This is a genomic window from Streptomyces davaonensis JCM 4913 (assembly GCF_000349325.1).
Taxonomy (GTDB): Bacteria; Actinomycetota; Actinomycetes; order Streptomycetales; family Streptomycetaceae; genus Streptomyces; species Streptomyces davaonensis.
Genome location: NC_020504.1, coordinates 2,597,653 through 2,619,894, shown reverse-complemented (window position 1 = coordinate 2,619,894; position 22,242 = coordinate 2,597,653). Strand labels below are relative to the sequence as shown.

Here is a 22,242-nt window from a genome sequence, read left to right as displayed (position 1 = left end):
CCGGCACCGCGTCTGCCTGGTCCTGCCCACCAACCGGGCCTGCTCCCCGATGATCTCGGCGATCGGCGCCGAAGCGGCCTACGCGGTCCGGCACTTCGGCGTCGAGGTGCACCTGCTGATCCTCGACTCCTGCGACGAACCGACCTTCGCCGAGCACGCGCGGACCGTCGCCGCACTCGCCCCGCACCCGCACATCACCGTCCACCACCTCGACGAGACCCGGCAGCGGGACTTCCTGCGCACCGTCATCGACCGCGCCCGCGTCCCCAAGCCGGACCTGATGCTCGACCTGATGCTCCCGCCCGAGGTCTCCTACGGCGCCTGCACCAACCGTGCCTTCCTGATCGCCGCCGCCCTCGGCTGCCGCTCGGTGCACCGCCGCGACTCGGACTCCCGTTACCAGACCAAGGACGGCGCCCCGGTCTTCCCCGTCCATCCCGAACTGACCGCACTGGGCAGGCGCGCCGTCGAGGTCGCGGCCGAGGTGTCGGACACGGACCTGGATCCGGCTTACGGCGGACTGCCCGTGTCGATGGTGGGCGGCTCCTTCATCGGCGAACTCTCCGTGGACATAGCCGAGATGCGTCGGCTCGACCCGGACGTCTATGACGACGTCGTCAGCCTGTGGGCGCCCGGCCACTGGACCGAGGAGCAGAAGCGAGCGCTGGTCGCGGAGTCCTTCACCGGCGCCGGAACCGCCCCGTACACCGAGGACGTCACGCGGCTGGCGCTGGTCGACCCGATGCGGGTGGACATGTGCAACATCGGCTTCGAGCACCGGGTGTACGAGCGGATGCCGCTGCCGCCGGCCCGGAACACGATCGGCAGCGACTACTTCCACATCCACCTGGTGCACGACGCCACCCTCCCCGGCGTCCTGCACAACCGCCACATCGAGAACTTCCACACCCCGGAACGGCGCACGGACACCGGGTTCGCCGCCTACCAGACACGCTTCGTGAAGTTCCTGCTGTCCATGCTCTACTTCAACTTCGTCTACGACCGGATGGCCGCGGCCGGAGCCACTCTCCTCGACCACCGCCAGGAGATCCGCGCCGACGCGGTCGCCGCTCTCCTGCGGGAGAGCACCGGACTCGACCGGACCGAGAACGAGTGGCGCCTGGACCGGGTCGACGATGCCTATCGTCAACTGGGCGGCAGATACACCGAGTTCGCCGAGGCGCTGCTGCCGCGCCGCGAGCGGTTGCTCGACGAGGCCCGGCAGGACATCGAGGACTTCGCACTGCTGACCGAGGCCTGGGCGCCCCTCGTGGGGGCGAGCCGGGACACCGGACTTGCGGGGGCGACCCCGTGAGCGGGCAGCGGCTGAGCCCCCGGCTGCGCGCGGCTCTGGCCGCCGCCAGCGACGACCGGGTCGTGTACGACCTCGTGGGCATCGAGGCCCAATACGACGAACTGGTGCGGGAGTTGCCCGGCCTCGACGTCCGTTTCGCCGTCAAGGCGTGCCCGGTCGACGAGGTGCTGACCTGCCTCGCCGACCGGGGCGCGGGCTTCGACGCGGCCAGCCCCGGCGAGATCGCGTCGGCGCTGCGGACCGGGGTGCCCGTGGACCGGATCCACTACGGCAACACCGTCAAGTCCGACACCGACATCGCCGAGGCCCACCGGCTCGGCATCCGTGACTTCGCCACCGACAGCCTGGCGGACGTCACGGCGATCGCCGAACACGCCCCCGGCTCCCGGGTGTTCTGCCGACTGGCCACCGATGGGCAGGGCGCCCTGTGGGGGCTGAGCCGGAAGTTCGGCTGCTCGGGGCAGGACGCCGTACAGGTGCTTCAGGCCGCGGGGGCGGCGGGTCTGACCCCGGCCGGGCTCTCCCTGCACGTCGGCTCGCAGCAGATGACCACCGCCGCCTGGCGGTCCGCCTTCGACTCGCTGGCCGAGGTGCTGACGGCGCTGCACCGGCGCGGCATCGTGCCGGACCACGTCAACCTCGGCGGCGGACTGCCCGCGCTCGGCTACGTGGACCGGCGGGGCAGCGTGCTCGAACCCCCGCTGGACAAGATCTTCGTGGTGATCCGCGAGGGCGTCGAGCGGCTCAGGGACCTCTCCCCGGCACCCCTGGCGGTGGTCATGGAGCCGGGCCGGCACCTGGTCGCCGACCACGGTGCGATCAGGGCGCACGTGTCCCGGCTGACCGAGCGACGGCAGCCGGACGGCACGCTCGCGCGCTGGCTCTACTTGAGTTGCGGGAAGTTCAACGGCCTGTACGAGATGGACCAGTTGGGCTACCGCCTGGTCTTCCCCACGCACAGCGCCGAGTACGTGCCCGCCGTCGTCGCCGGTCCCACCTGCGACAGTGACGACGCCTACCCGAGCGGGCACCCCCGGGTGCGGGTGCCCGCAGGGGTGGCCTCGGGCGACCCGGTCTGGGTGCTGTCCGCCGGGGCGTACGCCATCAGCTATCTGACCCAGGGCTTCAACGGCTTCCGCCCCCTGCCGCACAGCGCGACCCGCGGAGGGACCTGAGCCGATGGACCACCACCTGCGCATCCGGGCCGTCGCCGCCGCCGACTGGCCCGGTGTGGCGGCCCTCGAAGCCACCGCCTACCGGGACAGCTCCCTGCTGGAGGGCCGGGCCGCGCTGGAATCGCGCGGCCGGGCCTCGCCCAGCACCTGTCTCGTCCTGCACCTCGACGGGCAACTCGCGGGCTACGTCCTCGCGTTGCCCTACCCGGCGTTCCGCTACCCCGATCTCAGCCGCCCGGAGCGGACCGTCTTCCGCTCGCCCAACCTCCATCTGCACGACCTGGTCGTGGCCGAGCCGCTGCGCGGCCGAGGTCTTGGCAGCCGGCTGCTGCACCGGCTCACCGCCACGGCCGGAGCCCAGCGCTACCGGCGGATCTCGCTGGTCGCGGTCGGCGGGATGGAGACCTTCTGGGCGGCCCACGGCTATCTGACCCACCGCGAGGTCGAACTCCCCGCGAGCTACGGCGACAACGCGGTCTACATGTCGACGGCACTCCGCGACGCTCACGCGGGTGCCGAAGCAACGATGCGCAGAAAGCAGGCTGATGACCGTGTTCCGCGTCCCTGGTGAGTTCCGCCGCGCCCAGTCGGCGATAGCGGCACTCTTCTGTCTCCTCGGCTTCCAGTACGCCACCTGGGCCGCCCGGCTCCCCGCGCTCAAGACCCGGCTCGACCTGACCGAGGAGGAGCTGGGCCTGCTCCTCATGGCCTGCGGCGCGGGTGCCGCCGCCTCCTTCCCACTGGTCGCGGTGCTGATGCGCCGACTCGGCTCGCGGCGCCTCGCCTTCGTCTCCGCCCTCTGCCTCGGGGCGCTGCTGATGGCACTGTCCGCGGCGCCGAACTACCCGGTCGCGCTGCTGGTCATCTGCCTGGACGGAGTCGCCGTCGGCTGCCTCAACGTCGCCATGAACGCCCAGGGGGCCGCGCTGGAGGCCCGCTACCGGCGCACCGCCATGTCCCAGCTGCACGCCACCTTCAGCGCGGGCTCCCTCGCCGCCGCGCTCCTGGCCTCCGGCATGAACCTCGTGACATCCGCCGTCACCGCCCACTTCACGGTGGCCACCGTCCTGCTGGTGCTCCTTCTCGCCTACGCCCAGCCCCGCTTGCTGACCGACGAGGAGTCCCAGCCGCAGGAGGCGAAGAAGAAGCAGCGCCGCCGAGGACTCGCCCTGCCCTCGGCGCTGACGCTGTGGATGGGCTGCGCCATGGCCTTCGGCACCGTGACCGAGGGCGCCATGAACGACTGGTCGGCGCTCTATCTCAAGGACGTCGTCGAGGCGCCGGAGCATCTGGTGCCGATGGGCATCGCCGTCGTCTCGGTCGTGATGGTGCTGGCGCGGCTCATGGCCGACGGCTGGCGCGAACGCTGGGGCGACGCCCTGATCGTCCGCCTCGGCAGCGCCCTCGCGGGCACCGGACTCGCCCTCGCCCTGCTGGCCGGCGGGGTGCTGCCCACCCTGCTCGGTTTCGCCTGCGTCGGCCTCGGGGTCGCGGCCGTCACCCCGTGCGTCTACGTCGCCGCCGCCGCGCGGGGCCCGGAGGCCCTGGCACTGGTCGCGGCGATGGGCACCACGGGGCTGCTGGCGGGACCGGCCCTCATCGGCTTCGTCGCCGGTGCCACCAGCCTGGTGTGGGGCATGGCCGTCGTCGCGGCCTCCGCCCTGGCCGTGTCCCTGTGCGCGACCCGGATCCGCTGGACCACGCCCGCCGCCGACCCCGTGGCGGCGGCGAAGTAGGGAGCCGCGCCCGGCCGTCCCGACACCCTTGAACGTACAGGCGTTCGAAATGAGGAAACCTGGCCGTTACCTGTTCCGGTTCGGCGTGCTTTTAGTGTTGTAGTTGTGGCGCGATCGTTCGAGTCCTTTCAGAGTCAGGCGACGGCCGATCAGGCCGACGCCGCCGGATCGGCCCCGTGGGGTGCCGGGGGCTCCCCGCTGAGCGCCCTGCGCGCGGCCGCCGCCCGGATCGGCACGACCCTGGACGAGGACACCACCCGCGCGGAGCTGACCCGGGAGGCCGCCGCGCAGGTGGGGGCCGCCGCGGCGGTGCTGCGGTCGCCGGGCGAGCCGGGCGCCGAGTACGAGGCCGTCTGCGGCAACCCCGCGATGCTCCCCGACGCCCGCTGGGTCGGCGAGATCACCCGCAAGGCGGCCGTACGCCTCACCTCCGGCGGCTCCCGGCCCGCCCTGTGCGTGCCGGTCGCCGTCCACGATCACCGCTACGGCCTGCTCGTCTGCTCCCGGGAGGGGGCGCCTTTCAGCCAGGCGGAAGAGGAGCTCGTCACGTTCCTGGCCGAGCGGGCCGCCGCCGAGATCCGGCACGCCCGGGAGCACGACGCGGTCGCCAGTATCGTCGGCAAGCTCCAGCGGGCCCTGCTCGCCGAGCCCGGCCGCCCGCACCCCAATCTCGACGTCGCCATCCGCTATCTGCCCGTCGGAAAGAGCGCCCTGGTCGGCGGCGACTGGTGCGAGACCGTACGGCTGCACTTCGGCCGTACGCTGCTCGTCGTCGGCGATGTCATGGGGCACGGCCTGGACGCCGCCGTCGACATGACCGCCTACCGCTCCGCCCTGCGCTACATCGCCTCCGCCGACCTGCCGCCGCACCGCGTGCTGCGCCAGCTCGACGACCTCGCCTCGGCGGAGCCAGAGCGGCGCCCGGCCACCTGCCTCATCGCCCGCGTGGACCCCGTGCGCGCACAGGTCACCCTGGCCAGCGCCGGGCACCTCCCGCCCGCCGTGATCGACGGAACGGGCCGGGTCTCCCTGCTCCCGGTGCCGGTCGGCCCGCCCCTGGGCACCGGGCTCGGCGGCTACCAGGCCGCCACCTACCCGCTCGACCCCTCCCAGGCGCTGATGCTCTTCACCGACGGACTCGTGGAGCGCCGCGGTGAGGACATCGACCACTCCCTGGACCGGCTCGCCCGGGTCGGCTTCTCCTCGGCCACCGGCGTCCAGGACGTCCTCGACATCGCGCTCGCCCGGCTGGACGCCCGGCACGCCGAGGACGACGTCGCGGTCCTGGCCGCCCGTCTCCACCACCGCTGACCGGCTCCGGGCCTCAGTGCCCGACCGGCGGTGTCATGCAACCCGTCTCCAGGTACGGCCCGTTGGCCTGCACGCCGTAGTTGGACTTCTGGACGAACGCCGTGACACAGGCGTCGCGATGGACCCGCAACCCGATCATGGCGCCCTCCGGGACGACGTACTCACCGTCCTGGTACCGCGAACGCATCGCCTCGACGGCCAAGCCCCCTTCCTCCCCCTCCTCATAGCCCAGCCCGAGCAGCGCCGCCCGCACCGAGTCGGGATCCCACTTCCCTTGCTTCCACAGCCTCTTGAGCACCGGCTCGATGCGCTCGACCTCCCGCTGGGCGTCCTGCTCGTGCGCCGACGACATGTCGCGGGGCTGCCGGTGGGCGTTGTTCTCGTTGTAGTGCGGCGCGCCCTCACCGGCCCCCGGCTCCACGTACGGGGACGCGCCCGGCGAGCGCGGGGCGGCGCCGTCAGGCAGCTCGGCGGGCCGCAGGTCACCGCAGCCGGTCAGGGCCAGAGCGCCGGCCAGGGCGAGACCGGTCGCGGCAAGACGCGTGCGCCGGACGGGAGTTGAGGTGGGCATGCGGCGATTGTGCCCGGCGTGCGCGCGTCCCGGATGAGTACGCGTACTCAGAGGATCTTGCGATGCACCAGCGCCGACAGCACCAGCACCCCCGGCACCAGCGGCAGCCACACCGTCAGCACGCGATAACCGATCACGGTCGCCGTCGCCGGTCCCAGCGTGGCGCCGAGGGCGACCAGTGTGAACACCAGCGCCGCGTCCACCGGGCCGATACCGCCCGGCGCGGGCACCGCCCCGACGGCGGTACTGGCGGCGAGGAACGCGAACAGCATCTGCGCCCACGACAGCGGCAGCCCCAGCGAGGCCCCGACCGAGGCGACCACGCCCGCCTGGAGCAGCGGGGTGACGGCCGCCCCGCCCCACAGCGCCAGCACCCGGCTCGGCCGGGTGTGCAGCAGCCGGGCGTCGGTGAGCGCGGTCCGCAGGAACCCGGCACAGCCGCGGCGCATCGGCCCCACGAGGGCCAGCACCAGGCCCAGGGTGCCGAGCACGGCCGTCACTCCCACGGCGATGAGCAGCAGCGTCCCGCCGTCCGGGACGAGTCCTTCCAGCCGGATCAGCCCCGGCGCGGCCACCAGCAGACCGAGCAGGACGAACGTCTTCGCCACCGGTTTGACCAGCGAGTACAGGGCGAGCGAGGCGGCCGCCCGGGGCAGCGGTATGCCCTGGCCCTGGAGGAACCGCAGGGTCACCGCATGGGCGCCGAGGCTCGCCGGGAGGACATGGTTCGCGGCGCCCGCGGCGAACTGTGAGGCGAGCAGCGGCAGGGGCGGCAGTCGCTCGGGGATCGCCCCCTGCCGGACCACGGCGGCGGCCACCCAGGTCAGACAGGTGAAGGCGACCCCGGCCAGCAGCCACCAGGGATCGGCGGCGGCGAGCCGGGCGGCACCGTCGTACACGCCGCGCCAGTCGGCCGCCACCCAGACGCCGATCAGCAGCAGCGGCAGGACGGTCAGTACATGGCGGGCGATGCGGGCGAGGGAGGGGGAGTAGCGCCGAGTAGGGGCGGCGGCCGTGGTGGGGAGCGGGGCGGCCGGAGCGGGGGCGGGGAGCGGGAGAAGGGACATGGGGCACGTCGTCCTTCCGCGTCACGCCCTCGCGGCGCAGGGCGGACGGAATCACAGGGCGAGCAGTGGGGACGAGCGAAAGGTGCCCGCTGGATGTGACGTCGCGGAGTCCGGAAACCGACGGCCCACCGAAGAAACGGGTCCGGGACGTGGGTCACGGCCTCGTTCGGGGGGCGATGGGCCGATTCCGGGCGTGATCGGGGGGCCGTCCCGTGCCTGTGGAACGGCCCCCCTCAGCAGTGAATGCGGGTGATCAGGCCTTGCGGCCCACTGCGCAATAGGCGTCCACGGCGACGCCCTGCGGGCCGGTACCGTCCGGGCGCCACTCGGTGACCTGGACGACCCCGGGCTCCACCAGGTCGAGGCCGTCGAAGAAGGCGCCGATCTCCTCGACGCTGCGCACGTAGTAGGGCACCGCGCCGCTCGCGTTGTAGGCCTCCGACGCGGCGATCATGCCCTCGCTGGTGGCGGTGGAGTCGCTGATCACCAGGTAGCTGCCCGACGGCAGGCCCGCCATCAGCTGCTGCACCAGGTCGCGGGCCGCGGCGTGCTCGGCGACGTGGCCCAGGGTGTTGAGGATCATCAGCGCGACCGGCTGGGACAGGTCCAGGGTCTCCGCCGCGGCCTCCAGCACCGACTTCGGGTCGTACAGGTCGGCGTCCAGATAGGCGGTCTTGCCCTCCGGGGTGCTGGTGAGCAGGGCGTTGGCGTGGGCCAGCACGATCGGGTCGTTGTCGACGTAGACGATCCGCGCGTCCGGCGCGACGCGCTGGGCGACCTCATGGGTGTTGTCGGCGGTGGGCAGACCGGTGCCGATGTCCAGGAACTGCCGGATGCCCTGCTCGACGGCGAGGTGACGGACGGCCCGGCCCAGGAAGTGCCTGCTGGTGACGGCCACGTCGACCAGTCCGGGGAAGATCTCCTTGATGTGGTCGCCGATCTCGCGGTCGACCTCGTAGTTGTCCTTGCCGCCGACGAAGTAGTTCCAGAAGCGCGCCGAGTGCGGCTTCGTCGTGTCGATGCGGGCGCGTATCTCCATCGACGCGCGTATCTGGGGATCGACGTCCGACACGGTGCGGCCTCCTGCTGTGGCTTCGTTGATCAGCTGGTGGTGATCAGGGGGTGATCAGGTGGTGCCCAACTTAGGCGAACTGACTTTCACCGCACGCCGCTTGGACAGTACGCGTCCCCAGGACAGTCGATTTTCGGCCACATCGGTTCAAGCGTTGACGAAGACGGTCGGGAGCGCGACGAGGGCGACATCCGGAGGACAGGAGCACACTGGGACTGTGCTGTCGGTGCTCTCCAGGGGGTGTCGGCTGATGGCTGAAGCGCGGTCCGAACACGTACGGATGTGGCGGTGGCGGCGCAGCCCGCTGAGGCGGCGCTGCGATCTCGTCGAGGCCTGGGTGGTGCTCGCCGGATGGGTGCTCGCCCTGGTGGGCGGGGTCGTGGCGGGCCTGGTCGCGGTCGGCGCGGTGGAGCGGGCCGCCGAGGAGCAGCGCACCCGGAGCCGCCAGGTGACGGCGGTGCTGGTGGACGACACGGACGGCAAGACGCCCGCCCGGGTGCCGGCCGACTACCGGGTGTGGGCCAAGGTGCGCTGGACCGGCCCCGACGGACAGACCCACACCGACGACGCGCGCGTCGCGCCGAAGACCAAGGCCGGGGCCACGATCCGGGTCTGGACCGACGGCCGCGACCAGATCACGGCCGAGCCGTTGAGTGCCGGCGAGATCACCCTGCACGCCGTCTCGGGCGGCACCCTGGCCGCGATGTGCGCCGCCGGGACCGTCCTCGGCACGGTCTGGGTCGTCCGGCAGCTGATGGAGCGCCGACGTCTCGCGCAGTGGGCCGTCGAATGGGAGCGGATCGACACCCGCAACGGCTGGAAGACCGGCTGACCTCGGCGCACTCCGCCACCGGCCCCGTCCTTCCCGTACCCTCCGCGCGCGCCATGCGATAGAAAGACGTCAGAAAACGACGTAAGCACACGCCGCTGCACAGCGTCGTGACAAGGGGCGGGGAGCGGGCATGGCGGGGCCGGACGGATTCGAGGAGTACCTCGCGGGCTACTCCGGCATCCTCGCCGACGCCTCCGCCACCGGCCGCCGCCTCACCCGCGCGGAGCGGGACTCCCGCCGGTCCCTGGGCGAGCGGGCCGCCGAGGCCGGGCTCGGGCTCAGGGCCCTCGTCGCCGCGCACCTGGCCGAGACTCGCACCCACTGGCCCACCGGCACCGGAGTCTCCGTGGACGCCGTGCTGGCCGCGACCGCACAGGCGGTCGACGCCTTCGCCGAGGGGTACGAGCGCGCCCAGCGGGACGCCGTACGGCAGGAGGAGGCCGCCCGCCGGGAGTTCATCGACGATCTGCTGTACGGCCGCAGCGACCTGGGCCTGCTGGCGCAGCGCGCGGAGCGGTACGGGCTGCGCCTCTCGCACGCGCACGCCGTCGCGGTGGCCCGCGGCCGGACCGCCTACGACGACGGCGACCCCGTCCCGCGCGAGGTGGAGCGGGCGCTGATCGCCCGGTTCGGGGACCGCAGCATCCTGCTCACCACCAAGGACGGACGGCTGGTCTGCATCGCCCCCGGCGATCAGGGCGAGGTGCTCGCCCACTTCGCCAAGCACGCCCACGCCGCCACCGACGGCGGTCAGGTGGCGGTCGGCCGCGCGCACCCCGGCCCGCTCGGCGTCGTGCAGTCCTACGAGGAGGCGCTGAACGCGCTGGACCTCGCCGAGCGCCTGGAGCTGACGGAGCCGGTGCTGCACGCCTCCGAGCTGCTGGTCTACCCCGTGCTCACCCGGGACCGGCAGGCCATGGCCGACCTGGTGGCCACTGTCCTCGGCCCGCTGGGCCGGGCCCGCGGCGGCGCCCGGCCGCTGCTGGACACGCTCACCGCCTACTTCGACTCCGGCTGCGTGGCCGCGGAGGCGGCCCGCCGGCTGTCGCTCAGCGTCCGTGCGCTGACCTACCGCCTCGACCGGGTCCGCCAGCTCACCGGCGCCGACCCGGCCGACCCGGTCCAGCGGTACACCCTCCAGACCGCGGTGATCGGCGCCCGGCTGCTGGACTGGCCGGCGAAACCTCTGTGAGTCGCGCTCAGCCGATCGTGCCGCTCGGGCTCGGATTCGGCTTGGGCGACGCGGTGTTGATGTTCAGGTCCGGCCGGGGCTTGAGGACGAGGACCGGGGCGCCGGGCTGCGGCGGAGGCGGGGTGAGCTGGTCGTTGGGCAGCTTCGGCGGCGTGGTCTGCTGGAAGTTGACCTGCTCCTGATTGACCAGACCGGTCTTCTCCAGCACGGTGATGTGGTCCAGGACGGTGTCGTTGGCCAGGTCGGCGAGCTGCCGCACCAGCGTGTTCTGGGTGCTGGCGCGGATCTTGGCGACGGTCGGGAAGATCTGGCCGTGGGTCACGCGCATGATGGTCACCGCGGTGGAGTCGAACTCCCTGCCGCTCTTGGAGTCCACGGTCGCCACGAACTGCTGCTGCTGGGGGCTCGCCTGGTTGGGCAGGGTGATCCCGAGCTCGGGCGCGATCTTGCGGCACAGCTCGTCGAGGCCCGAGTGGCCGACGATGAGATGCGCGCCCGCCTCCTTCATCGCCGCGGTGGTGCCGCGCTCCATCGCCATCTCGCCGAGCGGGTACTCCCACAGTCCGGCCGCGCGCACCTTCACCACGAAGTCACGGTCCGCCTCGGTCAACGGCCCGTAGCGGGTGTTGGCGATGATGCGGGACGTGTCGGACGAGGTTTTCTCCACTCCGAGCAGCGCCGGGTAGGCGAGTGCGGAGAGGGTGAGCACCAGGGCGCCGCCGACGAAGACGGTTCCCGCCGTGCTGCGCGACAAGCGCATCGGACCTCCTGAGGCAAACGGCTCGGACAACAGGAGATACGGGCGCGCCCGTCGAAACAATCATCGGAGCGGGAAAAACTTCCCACCCATCCCCCGTGTCCTGCATCACACCCCCTAGATGACAATGGGATTCATTATCAGTTAACGTGTGCGAGCCGCGTCCGTCCGCACTACGCACTGCGAAAAGGGGAGTTGTGGGTCATCTGCTGGTGGTCGAGAGCTGGGTCGGCTCGATGAGCAGGCTGCTGCCGCGCGCGATCCGGGAGGGCGGGCACGAGTTCACGTTCCTCACCCGGGACTTGCACCACTACCTGCGCTCGGCGCCCGAGGGGACCGCGCACCCGCTGCTCGGCGCCCGCCATGTGATCACCACCGACACCAATGACACCGAGGCCCTGCCGACCGAGGTCGAGCGACTGCACGGTGTGCTGGGCTTCGACGGGGTGGTCACGTCCTGCGACTACTACCTCCCCACGGCCGCCCGGCTCGCCGGACGGCTGGGACTGCCGGGCCCGGGCCCCGAGGCGGTCGCGGCCGCCTGCCGCAAGGACGCCACCCGCCGGGCCCTCGCCGCCGCCGGACTGCCCCAGCCGCGCTTCGCCGTCCACGAGGAGTGGCCCGAACTCGCCCGCGCCGCCCGGGAGATCGGCTACCCGCTGGTCGTCAAGCCGGTCGACCTGTGCGCGGGGATGTATGTGCGGCGGGTCGACGACGAGACACAGCTCGCCGAGGCCGTACGCGCGCTGCACGGCTTCCCGGTCAACGCGCGTGGGCAGGAACGAGTCCCCCTCGTCCTCCTCGAAGAGCTGCTCGGCGGCCCCGAGGTCAGCGTCGAGACCGTCTCCCACGGCGGTGCCGTGCACGTCGTCGGAGTCACCGACAAGAGCGTCGGCGGCGCGCCCGCCTTCATCGAGACCGGCCATATGTTCCCCGCCGCGCTCACCCCCGCCGACACCGAAGCGGTACGGCGGACCGCGGTGGACGCGCTCCGGGCGCTCGGCCTGACCGACGGAGTCGTCGCGCACACCGAGATCAAGCTCACCACCGCCGGACCACGCGTCGTCGAGGTCAACCCCCGGCCCGCCGGCAACCGCATCACCGAACTGGTCCGCCATGTCACCGGCATCGACCTCGCCGCCGCCTGTGTGGACGTCGCCCTCGGCAACGCCCCCGACCTGCGGCCCGCCGACACCGGACTGCGCAGCGCCGCCATCGGCTTCCTCGTACCGGAGCGGGACGGCACCCTCGAAGCGCTGGACGGCCGCGAAGCCGCCGCGGCGGAAGGCGTGCTGGAGGTCCAGCTCGCCGAGCCCGGCCGGGCCGTGAAGGCGGCGGGCAGCAACAACGAATACCTCGGCCATGTCATGGCGGGCGACCCCGGCGGGCTCGGCGCGCGGGACCGGGTCGAAGGGCTGCTGGCCGGGCTGCGGGCGGAGCTGGTCGTCCGATGACGTCGTACGCCCAACTCCTCGACCAGGTCCGGGAGGGCGCCCTCGGGCCCGATCCGGCGGCGCTGCGGATCGCTGTCGCCTTCACCACCCGGCAGGCCGCACGGCACGACGGGCGGGGCACCGGCTACCGCAACGAGGTGCTCAGCCTGCGCCTCGCCGAGGCCGTCGGCTCCTGCGCCGTCGAACCCGGCGCGCTGCCCGACAGCGCCCTCGACGACTGTGTCGGCGCCGACCTCGCCCGGCTGCTGGAGCATCCGCTGGAGCCGGTGCGGGTGGCCGCGCTCGACGCCTACCTGATGCACACCGCCCCGCACACCCGGGCGAGCGGCGCCGAGAGCGTCCCGCTGCCGACCGGCTCGTCGCTGGTGAAGTCCCGGGCCCGCGCACGGGCCGTCGTCGAGCTGCTCGACCTGCCCGCCGGGGCCACGGTGCTCGTCGTCGGCGTCGTCAACTCCCTGCTGGCGGAGCTGCGTTCGCGCGGCCTCGACTATGTCCCGTGCGATCTGAAGGGCGGCAGGACCGAATGGGGCGAGGAGGTCACCCGGGACGCGCTCGGCGCCGCCGACGCCTGTGACGCGCTGCTGGTCTCCGGGATGACGCTGGGCAACGGCACCTTCGAGCCGCTGCGGGAGCACGCGCTGCGGCACGGCAAGAAGCTGGTCATGTTCGCGCAGACCGGCAGCGCGGTGCTGCCCCGGTTCCTCGGGCACGGGGTGAGCGCGGTGTGCGCGGAACCGTACCCCTTCTTCTGGCTCGACGGCGGACCCGGCGTGGTCCACCGGTACCGCTGCGACGGAGGCCGACGATGACCGCGACCGCCGTACGACCCGCCGCGCGGCGGGAGTTGCTCGATCTGGTCGGCCGTACGCCCGTCGTGCGGATCACCACCGGGCTGCCGGGCGCCCACCCCGGGTTCTGGGCCAAGCTGGAAGGGCTCGCCGCGGGCGGTATGAAGGCGCGGGCCGCGGTGTCGATGCTGCTCGGTGCCCGGGAGCGCGGTGAACTGGTGCCCGGCGCTCCCGTGGTGGAGTCCACCTCCGGCACCCTCGGCATCGGGCTCGCCTTCGCCGGGCAGGCGCTCGGGCATCCGATCGTGCTGGTCGGCGACAGTGAACTGGAGCCGTCCATGCGCCAGTTGCTGCGCGCCCACGGCGTCCGCCTGGAACTCGCCGACCGCCCCGCCGCACAGGGCGGCTGGCAGGCCGCACGGCTCGCCCGGCTGCGTGAGCTGCTCGCCGAACTCCCCGGCGCCTACTGGCCGGACCAGTACAACAACCCCGACAACACCGCCGGGTACGCCTCCCTCGCCGCCGAACTCGGTACCCAGCTCGACCATCTGGACATCCTGGTGTGCAGCGTCGGCACCGGAGGGCACAGCGCGGGCCTGATCGGCCCCCTGCGCCGCCACTGGCCCCACCTCAGGCTCATCGGCGTCGACGCCACCCGCTCCACCATCTTCGGCCAGCCCGCCGGACCCCGCCTGATGCGCGGCCTCGGCAGCAGCATCCACCCGCGCAACGTCGCCTACGACGCCTTCGACGAGGTGCACTGGGTCGGGCCCGCCGAGGCCGTCGACAGCTGCCGGCGGCTCGCCCGCGGCAGCTTCGTCAGCGGCGGCTGGAGCACCGGCGCCGCCGCCCGGGTCGCCGCCTGGGCCGCTCGCGTCCACCCCGGCGCGGTCGTCGCCACCGTCTTCCCCGACGGCCCGCACCGCTACCTCGGCACCGTCTACGACGACGACTTCGCCGCCGCCCACGGCCTCGACCCGGCCGGCGCGGCCACCCGGCCCGTGGAGATACCCCACCCGTACGCGGCCGAGGCCACCGGCTGGGCGCGCTGCACCCGGGTCGTCGACCCCTTGAAAGGCATCCGGTGAAGTCCCACCTGCGCACCGTACGGCTCCACCTCGCCGAGCCGTTGCGCATCTCCCGTTCCACCATGTCCGCCCGCGACGCCGTGTGGCTGACCGTCGAGCACGAGGGCCTGTCCGGCCACGGCGAGGCCGTCAGCAGCGTGTACTACGCCCTCGACGCCGACACTCTGCGGCGGCTGCTCGGCGGCCTGGAGTTGAGCCGGTTCGCCGACCCGGAGAGCGCTCTGGAGGCGCTGCGGGAAGGGGAGTTGGCGCATGTCGACACTCCTGCGGCGGTCACGGCCGCCGCGGAGTCCGCGCTGCTGGACCTGGTCGGCAAGCGCGCCGGGGTTCCCGTCCACCGTCTCCTCGGCGCCACGGCGACCCCCGTGGCCGCCACCGCGCGGACCATCGGCATCACCGCGCCGATGCGCGCCGCCGCCGAGGCCCGCCGACTCGCCGCGAGGGGGTTCGCGGTCATCAAGGCCAAAGCGGGCGCCCCCGATCCCGAGGACGACATCGAGCGCGTACGGGTCATCCGCGACGCGGCACCGGGCGTCCGGCTGCTCCTCGACCCCAACGGTGCCTGGACCCCGACCCAGGCCGCCGCCCTGCTCCCGCGCTACGCCGACCTCGGCGTCGAGGCTGTGGAACAGCCCCTCGCCCCCGGCGACCCCGAGGCGCTCGGCGCCCTCGCCGAGAAGTCGCCGCTGCCCGTCATCGCCGACGAGGACGCCGTCGCCCTGGACGACGCCCGCCGCCTCGCCGGGCGGGTGCAGGGCGTCAACGTCAAGCTCGCCAAGTGCGGCGGCGTCCACGCGGCCCTGCGGATCGCCGACGCCCTCGAAGGCAGCGGCACGGAACTGATGCTCGGCTGCCTCACCGCCAGCAGCCTCGGGCTCGCGCCCGCCGTGCACCTCGCGGAACGGGCCCGCTGGACCGACCTCGACGGCCATCTGCTGCTCGCCCACGACCCGTGGACCGGCATCGGAGGCGGCGACGGCTTCGTCCGCGCGAGCGGGCGACCGGGGCTGGGGGTGACCTGTGAAGACCTGGCATGAGATACGCCGGTTCCCCTTCGCCGTACGCCTGTTGCTGGTCAACCAGCTCGGCGTCAACACCGGCTTCTACCTCCTCGTCCCCTACCTGGCCACCCACCTCACCGACGACCTGGGCCTGTCGGCGGCCGTCGTCGGAGTGGTCCTCGGGGTGCGCAACCTCAGCCAGCAGGGGCTGTTCCTCATCGGCGGCTCGGCCTCCGACCGGCTCGGCGCGCGGGGCGTCATCATCGCCGGATGCGCCCTGCGGACCGTCGGGTTCGGACTGTTCGCGCTCGGTGACTCGCTCGCCGTGCTGCTCGCCGCGTCCGTGCTCAGCGGACTCGCGGGGGCCCTGTTCAACCCGGCCGTCCGGGCCTATCTCGCCCAGGAGGCGGGCGGGCGCCAGGCGGAGGCGTTCGCGCTGTTCAACGTGTTCGCCACGACCGGCGCGCTGATCGGACCGCTGCTGGGCAGCGCCCTGCTCCTCGTCGACTTCCGGACCTCCGCGCTGACCGCCGCCGGTATCTTCGCGGTGCTCACCGTGGCGCAGGCCCTCGTACTGCCCGCGCGGAAGACCGAGCCGAGCGGCAGCGGCGTCCTCGGCGACTGGCGCGAGGTCCTCGGCAACCGGGACTTCCTGGCCTTCGCCCTGGCCATGGTCGGCATGTTCACCCTGGAGAACCAGCTGTACCTGCTGCTCCCGGAGGGCGCCCGGCAGGCCACCGGCTGGGACGGGGCGGCGGGCCTGGTCTTCCTCGTCGGGACCATCGCCAACCTCGCCCTTCAGCTGCGGATCACCCGCGGCCTCAAGTCCCGTGGCGACAGCTCCCGTTGGATCGCGGCAGGGCTGGCGGTGATGGGACTGGCCTTCCTGCCGCCCCTGTTCAACAGCCCGCTCACCGTCCTGCTCGGCACCCTGCTCCTGTACCTCGGCCTCATGATCGCCTCCCCGTTCGTCATGGAACTCATCCCCCGCTTCGGCCGCCCCGAGCTGACCGGCACCTACTTCGGTGTCTTCTACGTCGTCTCCGGGATCGCGGCCGCGACAGGCAGCGCCGGCATCGGATGGGCCATGGACAGCGGCGGGCAACTGCCCTGGATCTGCTGTGCCGTTGTCGGCCTCGCCTCGGCGGGCGGGATGGTCCGGCTGCACCGGCGCGGGGCGCTGCCGCGCGCTGCCGTGGAGCGGAGCCTCGTATGACCGGCCGCAACCTGCTCACCGACCAACCGGCCCTGTACGAGGCCCGCTTCCCCGACGTCGAGCGGCTCGCCGGACGCTGGGCCGAGGACTGTCTGCGCCGCCACGGCGCCGGGCCGCGCGTCCTGGACATGGGCTGCGGCACCGGCCGGGACGCCGCCCACCTCAGTGCCGCGGGCCGTACCGTCACCGGCGCCGACCGCTCCGAGACCATGCTCGCGCACGCCCGAAGCCACCACCCCGGGCCCACGTACCTCCAAGCCGACCTGCACGGCTTCGACTTCGGCCGGGCCGCCCACGACGCCGTCCTCTGCCTGGACAGCGCCCTGCTGTACTGCCACACCAACGCCCAGCTCGACGGCTTCCTCGCCTCCTGCCGCCGCACCCTGACCTGGGGCGGGCTGCTGGTCGCGGAGCTGCGCAACGGGGCGTACTTCCTGGGCCGTACCGACCTGCTCGACCGGCCCGTCGAGACCGCCTTCGCCTGGGAGGGCACCGAGTACCGGTCCACGACCACCCTGTCCGTCGACCGCACCGCCCAACTCCTGCGCCGTACCCGGGTATGGACCACGGACGACGGGGCGCGACCTGCCACACAGCACTCCGCCTGGCGGCTGCTGTTCCCGCAGGAGCTGCGGCACTTCCTCACCGCGCACGGCTTCGACGTGCTCGAACTCCACGACGGGCCCGGCCCGCGCACCGAACCCCCTTGGCGGGAGGGCCAGTTGCCCGGCACGTCGGCCGACGCCGACCGGCTGCATCTGGTCGCCCGCCTTCGCACCGCCTGGACACCCCAGAGATCCCGAGGACAGACATGCACGACGAACGTTTCCCCGGCCTGCGCCGACGCGGCTTCCTCGCCGCCACGACCGGGGCCGCCGCCATGGCCGTAGTGGGCTGCGGCAGCAGCACCGACGATCAGTCCAGGACCACCAAGCGGGGCGGCCGACTGCGCGCCGCCTTCGCCGGGGGCGGCGCGAGCGAGACCCTCGACCCGCATCTGGCGAACCTCTTCGCCGACGTCGCCCGCGCCAAGGCCCTCTACGACAAGCTCGCCGACTACGGCGCCGACCTCTCCGCCCAGCCCCGCCTCGCGGAGAAGTGGGAGCCCAACAAGACCCTGGACCGCTGGCAGGTGACCCTCCGTCAAGCCACCTTCCACAACGGCAAGCCGGTCACCGCAGCCGACGTCCTGCACAGCTACCGCCGCATCACCGACCCCGAGCAGGCGTTCCGGGCCAAGGCGTCCCTGGAGCCCATCGACCTCGACGCCAGCCGGGCCACCGGGGAGCGTGGCATCGAGTTCGTCCTGAAGCGCCCGACGGCCGAATTCCCCAACATCCTGGCCGCGTTCGGCGCCTACATCGTGCCCGAGGGCGCCACCGACTTCGATCATCGGCCGATCGGGTCGGGCCCGTTCCGGTTCGTCTCCTTCGCGCCCGGCCGGTCGGCGGTGTTCCGCCGCTACGAGGATTACTGGGAGGGCGCTCCCCACCTCGACGAGCTCGAAATCGTCGTCGCCAACGAGGAGTCCGCCCGCGTCAACGCCCTCCTCGGCGGACAGGTCGAGTACGCCCACGAGCTGAACCCCACCACCGCCCGCGCCCACGAGGGCAAGGGGCAGATCGAGATCGTGCGGCTGCGGGGCAGCGCCATGCAGGCGTTCTGCATGAAGACCGACCGGGCACCCTTCGACGACCGCCGGGTCCGCGAGGCGTTCTTCCTCATCGCCGACCGGCAGGAACTCGTCGACGGCGCCCTGTCCGGCGCGGGCCAGATCGGCAACGACCTGTTCGGCAAGGGGTACCAGTACTACGCCGACTCCCTGCCCCAGCGCGAACAGGACCTCGACCGGGCCAAGTCGCTGCTCAAGCGGGCCGGCGCCGAGAAGCTCAAGGTCACCCTCGACACCTCCGCCGTCGCCGCCGGATTCACCGAGGCCGCCGGAATCTTCCGCGACCAGGCGGCGAAGGCAGGCGTCACGATCGACGTCCGCATGGGCAGCAAGGACTCCTACTGGAGCGACATCCTCGACTCCGGCACCCTGTCCTGCTACCGCTCCGGCGCGATGCCCATCGAGGCCCACATCTCCCAGCGCCTCCTCACCGACTCCACCACCAACGCGACCCACTGGCGCCACAAGGACTTCGACGCCCTGTATCAGCAGGCCCAGTCGACACGGGACACGGGGGAGCGGGCGGCGGTCTACGAGCGGATGCAGCGTCGGCTGTACGCGGAGGGCGGCTTCCTGATCTGGGGGTTCGCGGACTGGATCATCGGAACGGCGAGGAATGTGAAGGGGGTTGACACCGACGCGCCCGCCAACACCCTCGACTGGGCCCGCTTCGACACGGTGTGGCTGGCGTGACTTCGAGTGGACTGCGCTCCTTCGTCGCCCGGCGGCTCCTCCTCGGGGCCGCTCAGACCGTTGCCGTGGTGCTGCTGATCTTCGGGCTCACCGAGGCGTTGCCGGGCGACGCGGCCGTAGCCCTCGCCGGAGATCAGCCCGACCCCGCGCGGATCAAAGCGATCAGAGAGTCTCTCAACCTGGACCGCCCCGCCCATGAGCGTTTCGCGGACTGGGCGGCGGGCCTCCTCCACGGCGACCTGGGCACCTCCCTCACCTCCGGCCGCCCGGTGACCCAGTACCTGACAGACGCCTTCGGACCGACCCTCCTGCTCGCCACCCTCACCCTCACCCTGCTCATCCCCACCGGCTTCGGCCTGGGCGTCCTCGCCGCCCGCCACGAGGGCCGCCCGGCCGACCGTCTGATCAGCTCCGTCACGCTCGCCGTCTACGCGGTCCCGGAGTTCGCACTGGGCGTGCTGCTGGTGACGGTGTTCGCGCTGAAACTGGCGTGGCTGCCGCCGACCGCCGTGGGCTACGGCACCGATCTGCTCGGCCATCCGGCCGCCCTCGTCCTGCCCGTCCTGGTGCTGCTCTCCCGCCCGGTGTGCTCGCTCAGCCGACTGGTCAGGGCCGGAATGATCGACGCCCTCGCCGCGCCGTACACCGCCCACGCCCGCCGCCACGGCGTCCCCGAGCGCCGGATCCGCTGGCTGCACGCCCTGCCCAACGCCGCCGCCCCCGCCGTACAGCAGCTCGCCCGCACGGTGGACTGGCTGCTGTGCGGAGTCATCGTCGTGGAGGCCCTGTTCGTGATCCCCGGACTCGGCACCGTCCTGCTCAACGCCGTCGCCGAACGCGACGTCCCCGTCGTGCAGGGGCTCGCGGTGGTGTTCGGGGTGCTGACCGTCGTACTCAACCTGGGCGCCGACCTGATCGCGCACCGGCTGACCCCGCGGGCGGAGGTGGCCGCATGACCCGGCGCCGTCTCGGACTCGGCGTCGCCGTCGTCGCCGTACCCCTCGGACTCGCCCTCCTCGGCCCGCTGTTCGCCGGTGACCCCGGCCCCAGGGCCGTGTCCTTCGCGCTCGGCGACGGGCACTGGCTCGGTACCGACTTCGTCGGCCGGGACGTGTGGCGGCAGGTGCTGCACGGCGGCCGTACGGTCGTGGTGACCGCGATCGCCGCGACCGGCCTCGCCTATCTGGTCGCCGTACCGGTCGGGTTGATCGCCGCGCTCACCCGACTGCGGTGGCTGGAAGAGCTGTTGATGCGGCCCCTCGACGTACTGCTCGCCGTGCCGTCGCTGCTGCTGATCCTCTTGGCGGCCTCGGTGTTCGCGCCCGGAGCGGTGGGGCTCGCGCTGCTCGTCGCGCTGGTCAATGTGCCGGACGCGGCGCGGATCGTGCGCGCGGCGGCGGCCGGGGCGGCGGCCCGGCCCGCGGTCGAGGCGCTGCGCATGCAGGGCGAGAGCCGGTGGCGCGTCGCCGTCGGCTATGTCGGCCGCTCCGCCCTGCGCACGCTCGGCGCCGACGCCGGGGTCCGGCTGACGGGTGTGCTGTACCTGGTCTCCACGGCCGCCTTCCTCGGTGTCGGGGTGGCGCCGGACGCCGCCGACTGGGCCGTCATGGTCGACCGCAACCGCACCGGACTGTTCGTCCAGCCGTGGGCCGTCGTGGTGCCCGCGCTGCTGATCGTGGCGCTGACGACGGGCACCAACCTGCTCTTCGACGCGGCGCTGGAGAAGCCCTCGCAGGAGAAGCCCTCGCAGGAGAAGCCCTCGCCGGAGAAGAAGGGGCGGCCCGACTCGTGAGCCCTGACCTGGTCGCCGAGATCCGCGACCTGCGCGTCGAGATCGCCGGCCGCGCGATCGTGGACGGAGTGAACCTGCGGGTGGCGCCCGGCAGGGTGACCGCCCTGGTCGGCGCCTCCGGCAGCGGCAAGACCACGACCGGTCTCGCGCTGCTGGGGGAGTACCCGTCGGGCGCCCGGGTCACCGGCGAGGTGCGCGCGCCGGACGGCGGACCCGTGGGCTACATCCCCCAGCACCCCGCCGCCGTCCTCAACCCCGCGCGCCGGGTCGGCGCCCTGCTGCACGACATCGCCCGCGCCCACGGCCGCGACCGCTCCCATGTGCGGCGCGCCCTCGCCGACGCCCAACTCCCGGACGGCGATGCCCTGTTGCGCCGCTATCCGCACCAGCTCTCCGGCGGTCAGCAGCAGCGCCTCGTGGTCGCCCAGGCCCTGCTGCTCGGCGCCCGCGTCGTCGTCGCCGACGAACCCACCACCGGACAGGACCCGTCGACCAAGAGCCGCATCGTCGAGCGCTTCGCGGCGGTCGCGGCGCGCGGAATCGCGGTCGTCCTGCTCAGCCACGATCTCGACGTGGTGCGCGCCCTCGCCGACGAGGTACTGGTGATGCGCGCGGGCCGGGTCGTGGAGTCCGGACCCCCCGAACGGCTGTGGCAGGCGCCCCGCCACGAGTGGACTCGACAACTGCTCGAAGCCGACGCCGCGCCCATGACGACACAGGCAGATCCCGCCGAGGGGCCGTCCGTCCTGGAGGTGCGGAACCTGACCGCCGTACACGGCCGCACCGCCGTGTTGCACGTGCCCCGCCTCACCCTCCACGCAGGCGAGTGCCTCGCCGTCGTGGGGCGTTCGGGCAGCGGCAAGACCACCCTCGGCCGCTGCCTCGCGGGACTGCACCGCGACCACGACGGCGAGATCCTGCTCGACGGCGCGGCGCTCCCGCGCAACCTGCGCCGCCGGGACCGGACCCGGCTCGCCGCCGTCCAGTACGTCTTCCAGGACGCCCGCGCCGCCTTCGACGAGCACCGGCCGGTGCTGGACCAGGTCGCCCGCACCGCCGTCCGCCTGCGTGGCACCGACGGGCCCGCGGCACGGGCCGAGGCCCTGGGGGCGCTCGAAAGGCTCGGCCTCAGTGGAGACCTCGCGCACCGCCGCCCCGGTGCGCTCTCCGGCGGCGAGCTTCAGCGCGCCGCGCTCGCCCGTGCCCTGCTCGCCCGGCCCCGGGTGCTGGTGTGCGACGAGATCACCTCGGGTCTCGACAGCGTCGCCCGACGCGGTCTGCTCGACCTGCTCGCAGGGCTGCTCTCCGGCCGCGGCGACCTGTCCCTCGTACTGATCACGCATGACCCGCAGACCGCCCGCCTCGCGCAGCGCGTCGCCGTGCTGGAGGCGGGGAAGGTCGTCGAGCAGGGTCCGGCGGAACGGGTGCTGGAGGGGGCGATGGGCCCCGCTCACGGATTGTTGTGATGTGGGTCACAATGGGTCTAGGGTGAAGTTCCTTGAGGGAAGTG

21 protein-coding genes are annotated in these 22,242 nt (G+C 72.9%); 17 read left to right on the top strand and 4 right to left on the bottom strand.

The genetic code is table 11. From position 1 onward, the window contains the following. Positions 1 to 49 precede the first annotated feature (49 nt). The 5 genes from BN159_RS11350 to BN159_RS11330 all read left to right on the top strand — a co-directional run bounded on the left by BN159_RS11350 (position 50) and on the right by BN159_RS11330 (position 5,537). Positions 50 to 1,315: a DUF6271 family protein gene (locus BN159_RS11350; RefSeq protein WP_051113640.1), complete on the top strand. Its 1,266-nt coding sequence runs from the start codon at positions 50 to 52 to the stop codon at positions 1,313 to 1,315. Beyond that, positions 1,312 to 2,490: a type III PLP-dependent enzyme gene (locus tag BN159_RS11345; protein WP_015657106.1), complete on the top strand. Its 1,179-nt coding sequence runs from the start codon at positions 1,312 to 1,314 to the stop codon at positions 2,488 to 2,490. Before BN159_RS11350 ends, BN159_RS11345 begins: the two co-directional genes overlap by 4 nt. A gap of 4 nt (positions 2,491 to 2,494) precedes the next feature. Then, the gene (locus BN159_RS11340) at positions 2,495 to 3,061 is read left to right on the top strand and encodes a GNAT family N-acetyltransferase (protein WP_015657105.1); all 567 of its coding nucleotides are present in this window, start codon (positions 2,495 to 2,497) and stop codon (positions 3,059 to 3,061) included. Continuing rightward, the gene (locus BN159_RS11335) at positions 3,036 to 4,226 is read left to right on the top strand and encodes an MFS transporter (protein WP_041819107.1); all 1,191 of its coding nucleotides are present in this window, start codon (positions 3,036 to 3,038) and stop codon (positions 4,224 to 4,226) included. Before BN159_RS11340 ends, BN159_RS11335 begins: the two co-directional genes overlap by 26 nt. Before the next feature lie 105 nt (positions 4,227 to 4,331). Continuing rightward, the gene (locus BN159_RS11330; protein ID WP_015657103.1) at positions 4,332 to 5,537 is read left to right on the top strand and encodes a PP2C family protein-serine/threonine phosphatase; all 1,206 of its coding nucleotides are present in this window, start codon (positions 4,332 to 4,334) and stop codon (positions 5,535 to 5,537) included. A 13-nt stretch (positions 5,538 to 5,550) separates the two neighbouring features. Here BN159_RS11330 and BN159_RS11325 read toward each other — a convergent pair whose 3' ends face one another. The 3 genes from BN159_RS11325 to BN159_RS11315 form a co-directional block, all read right to left on the bottom strand. Further along, a complete protein-coding gene (locus tag BN159_RS11325) occupies positions 5,551 to 6,108 on the bottom strand; it encodes a hypothetical protein (RefSeq protein ID WP_015657102.1) in 558 nt (185 codons plus the stop codon). Positions 6,109 to 6,155: 47 nt separating this feature from the next. Next, positions 6,156 to 7,175, bottom strand: coding sequence for a lysylphosphatidylglycerol synthase transmembrane domain-containing protein (locus BN159_RS11320; protein WP_015657101.1), 1,020 nt, complete (start codon positions 7,173 to 7,175; stop codon positions 6,156 to 6,158). Between the two features lie 253 nt (positions 7,176 to 7,428). Then, positions 7,429 to 8,214, bottom strand: coding sequence for an SAM-dependent methyltransferase (locus BN159_RS11315; protein ID WP_041821209.1), 786 nt, complete (start codon positions 8,212 to 8,214; stop codon positions 7,429 to 7,431). A gap of 283 nt (positions 8,215 to 8,497) precedes the next feature. Between BN159_RS11315 and BN159_RS11310 the strand changes: the two genes are divergently transcribed. Beyond that, the gene (locus BN159_RS11310; RefSeq protein WP_015657099.1) at positions 8,498 to 9,079 is read left to right on the top strand and encodes an Rv1733c family protein; all 582 of its coding nucleotides are present in this window, start codon (positions 8,498 to 8,500) and stop codon (positions 9,077 to 9,079) included. Between the two features lie 130 nt (positions 9,080 to 9,209). Continuing rightward, positions 9,210 to 10,271: a PucR family transcriptional regulator gene (locus tag BN159_RS11305; RefSeq protein ID WP_015657098.1), complete on the top strand. Its 1,062-nt coding sequence runs from the start codon at positions 9,210 to 9,212 to the stop codon at positions 10,269 to 10,271. Positions 10,272 to 10,278: 7 nt separating this feature from the next. On the opposite strand, the gene BN159_RS11300 is transcribed toward BN159_RS11305, so the two are convergent. Beyond that, a complete protein-coding gene (locus tag BN159_RS11300; RefSeq protein WP_015657097.1) occupies positions 10,279 to 11,031 on the bottom strand; it encodes a DUF4142 domain-containing protein in 753 nt (250 codons plus the stop codon). Between the two features lie 194 nt (positions 11,032 to 11,225). Between BN159_RS11300 and BN159_RS11295 the strand changes: the two genes are divergently transcribed. Genes BN159_RS11295 through BN159_RS11250 form a run of 10 tightly spaced genes read left to right on the top strand, consistent with a single transcriptional unit; the run spans position 11,226 to position 22,198 of the window. After that, positions 11,226 to 12,482, top strand: coding sequence for an ATP-grasp domain-containing protein (locus BN159_RS11295; protein WP_015657096.1), 1,257 nt, complete (start codon positions 11,226 to 11,228; stop codon positions 12,480 to 12,482). Then, positions 12,479 to 13,291 (top strand): Rossmann-like domain-containing protein, encoded by an 813-nt coding sequence (locus BN159_RS11290; protein ID WP_015657095.1) that lies wholly within the window; start codon positions 12,479 to 12,481, stop codon positions 13,289 to 13,291. Before BN159_RS11295 ends, BN159_RS11290 begins: the two co-directional genes overlap by 4 nt. Next, positions 13,288 to 14,358, top strand: coding sequence for a PLP-dependent cysteine synthase family protein (locus BN159_RS11285; RefSeq protein ID WP_015657094.1), 1,071 nt, complete (start codon positions 13,288 to 13,290; stop codon positions 14,356 to 14,358). Before BN159_RS11290 ends, BN159_RS11285 begins: the two co-directional genes overlap by 4 nt. Continuing rightward, a complete protein-coding gene (locus BN159_RS11280) occupies positions 14,355 to 15,395 on the top strand; it encodes a mandelate racemase/muconate lactonizing enzyme family protein (protein WP_015657093.1) in 1,041 nt (346 codons plus the stop codon). The genes BN159_RS11285 and BN159_RS11280 overlap by 4 nt, the downstream gene beginning before the upstream one ends. Then, positions 15,379 to 16,575, top strand: coding sequence for an MFS transporter (locus BN159_RS11275; RefSeq protein WP_015657092.1), 1,197 nt, complete (start codon positions 15,379 to 15,381; stop codon positions 16,573 to 16,575). The genes BN159_RS11280 and BN159_RS11275 overlap by 17 nt, the downstream gene beginning before the upstream one ends. After that, entirely contained in the window at positions 16,572 to 17,465 is an 894-nt protein-coding gene (locus BN159_RS11270; protein WP_015657091.1) for a class I SAM-dependent methyltransferase, read from the top strand. The genes BN159_RS11275 and BN159_RS11270 overlap by 4 nt, the downstream gene beginning before the upstream one ends. Then, positions 17,387 to 18,940 (top strand): ABC transporter substrate-binding protein, encoded by a 1,554-nt coding sequence (locus BN159_RS11265; protein ID WP_041819105.1) that lies wholly within the window; start codon positions 17,387 to 17,389, stop codon positions 18,938 to 18,940. Before BN159_RS11270 ends, BN159_RS11265 begins: the two co-directional genes overlap by 79 nt. Then, entirely contained in the window at positions 18,937 to 19,896 is a 960-nt protein-coding gene (locus tag BN159_RS11260; RefSeq protein WP_015657089.1) for an ABC transporter permease, read from the top strand. The genes BN159_RS11265 and BN159_RS11260 overlap by 4 nt, the downstream gene beginning before the upstream one ends. Beyond that, positions 19,893 to 20,732: an ABC transporter permease gene (locus BN159_RS11255; protein WP_015657088.1), complete on the top strand. Its 840-nt coding sequence runs from the start codon at positions 19,893 to 19,895 to the stop codon at positions 20,730 to 20,732. The genes BN159_RS11260 and BN159_RS11255 overlap by 4 nt, the downstream gene beginning before the upstream one ends. Beyond that, positions 20,729 to 22,198, top strand: a complete 1,470-nt coding sequence (locus BN159_RS11250; protein ID WP_015657087.1) for an ABC transporter ATP-binding protein — start codon at positions 20,729 to 20,731, stop codon at positions 22,196 to 22,198. Before BN159_RS11255 ends, BN159_RS11250 begins: the two co-directional genes overlap by 4 nt. Positions 22,199 to 22,242 lie beyond the last annotated feature (44 nt).

Bases quoted from the DNA above. Each gene is read 5' to 3' on its own strand.
- BN159_RS11335 (WP_041819107.1), top strand. From the start codon at position 3,036: ATGACCGTGTTCCGCGTCCCTGGTGAGTTCCGCCGCGCCCAGTCGGCG.
- BN159_RS11350 (WP_051113640.1), top strand. From the start codon at position 50: ATGATCTCGGCGATCGGCGCCGAAGCGGCCTACGCGGTCCGGCACTTC.
- BN159_RS11310 (WP_015657099.1), top strand. From the start codon at position 8,498: ATGGCTGAAGCGCGGTCCGAACACGTACGGATGTGGCGGTGGCGGCGC.
- BN159_RS11305 (WP_015657098.1), top strand. From the start codon at position 9,210: ATGGCGGGGCCGGACGGATTCGAGGAGTACCTCGCGGGCTACTCCGGC.
- BN159_RS11315 (WP_041821209.1), bottom strand. From the start codon at position 8,214: ATGGAGATACGCGCCCGCATCGACACGACGAAGCCGCACTCGGCGCGC.
- BN159_RS11255 (WP_015657088.1), top strand. From the start codon at position 19,893: ATGACCCGGCGCCGTCTCGGACTCGGCGTCGCCGTCGTCGCCGTACCC.
- BN159_RS11320 (WP_015657101.1), bottom strand. From the start codon at position 7,175: ATGTCCCTTCTCCCGCTCCCCGCCCCCGCTCCGGCCGCCCCGCTCCCC.
- BN159_RS11290 (WP_015657095.1), top strand. From the start codon at position 12,479: ATGACGTCGTACGCCCAACTCCTCGACCAGGTCCGGGAGGGCGCCCTC.
- BN159_RS11325 (WP_015657102.1), bottom strand. From the start codon at position 6,108: ATGCCCACCTCAACTCCCGTCCGGCGCACGCGTCTTGCCGCGACCGGT.
- BN159_RS11270 (WP_015657091.1), top strand. From the start codon at position 16,572: ATGACCGGCCGCAACCTGCTCACCGACCAACCGGCCCTGTACGAGGCC.
- BN159_RS11300 (WP_015657097.1), bottom strand. From the start codon at position 11,031: ATGCGCTTGTCGCGCAGCACGGCGGGAACCGTCTTCGTCGGCGGCGCC.
- BN159_RS11285 (WP_015657094.1), top strand. From the start codon at position 13,288: ATGACCGCGACCGCCGTACGACCCGCCGCGCGGCGGGAGTTGCTCGAT.
- BN159_RS11265 (WP_041819105.1), top strand. From the start codon at position 17,387: ATGCACGACGAACGTTTCCCCGGCCTGCGCCGACGCGGCTTCCTCGCC.
- BN159_RS11340 (WP_015657105.1), top strand. From the start codon at position 2,495: ATGGACCACCACCTGCGCATCCGGGCCGTCGCCGCCGCCGACTGGCCC.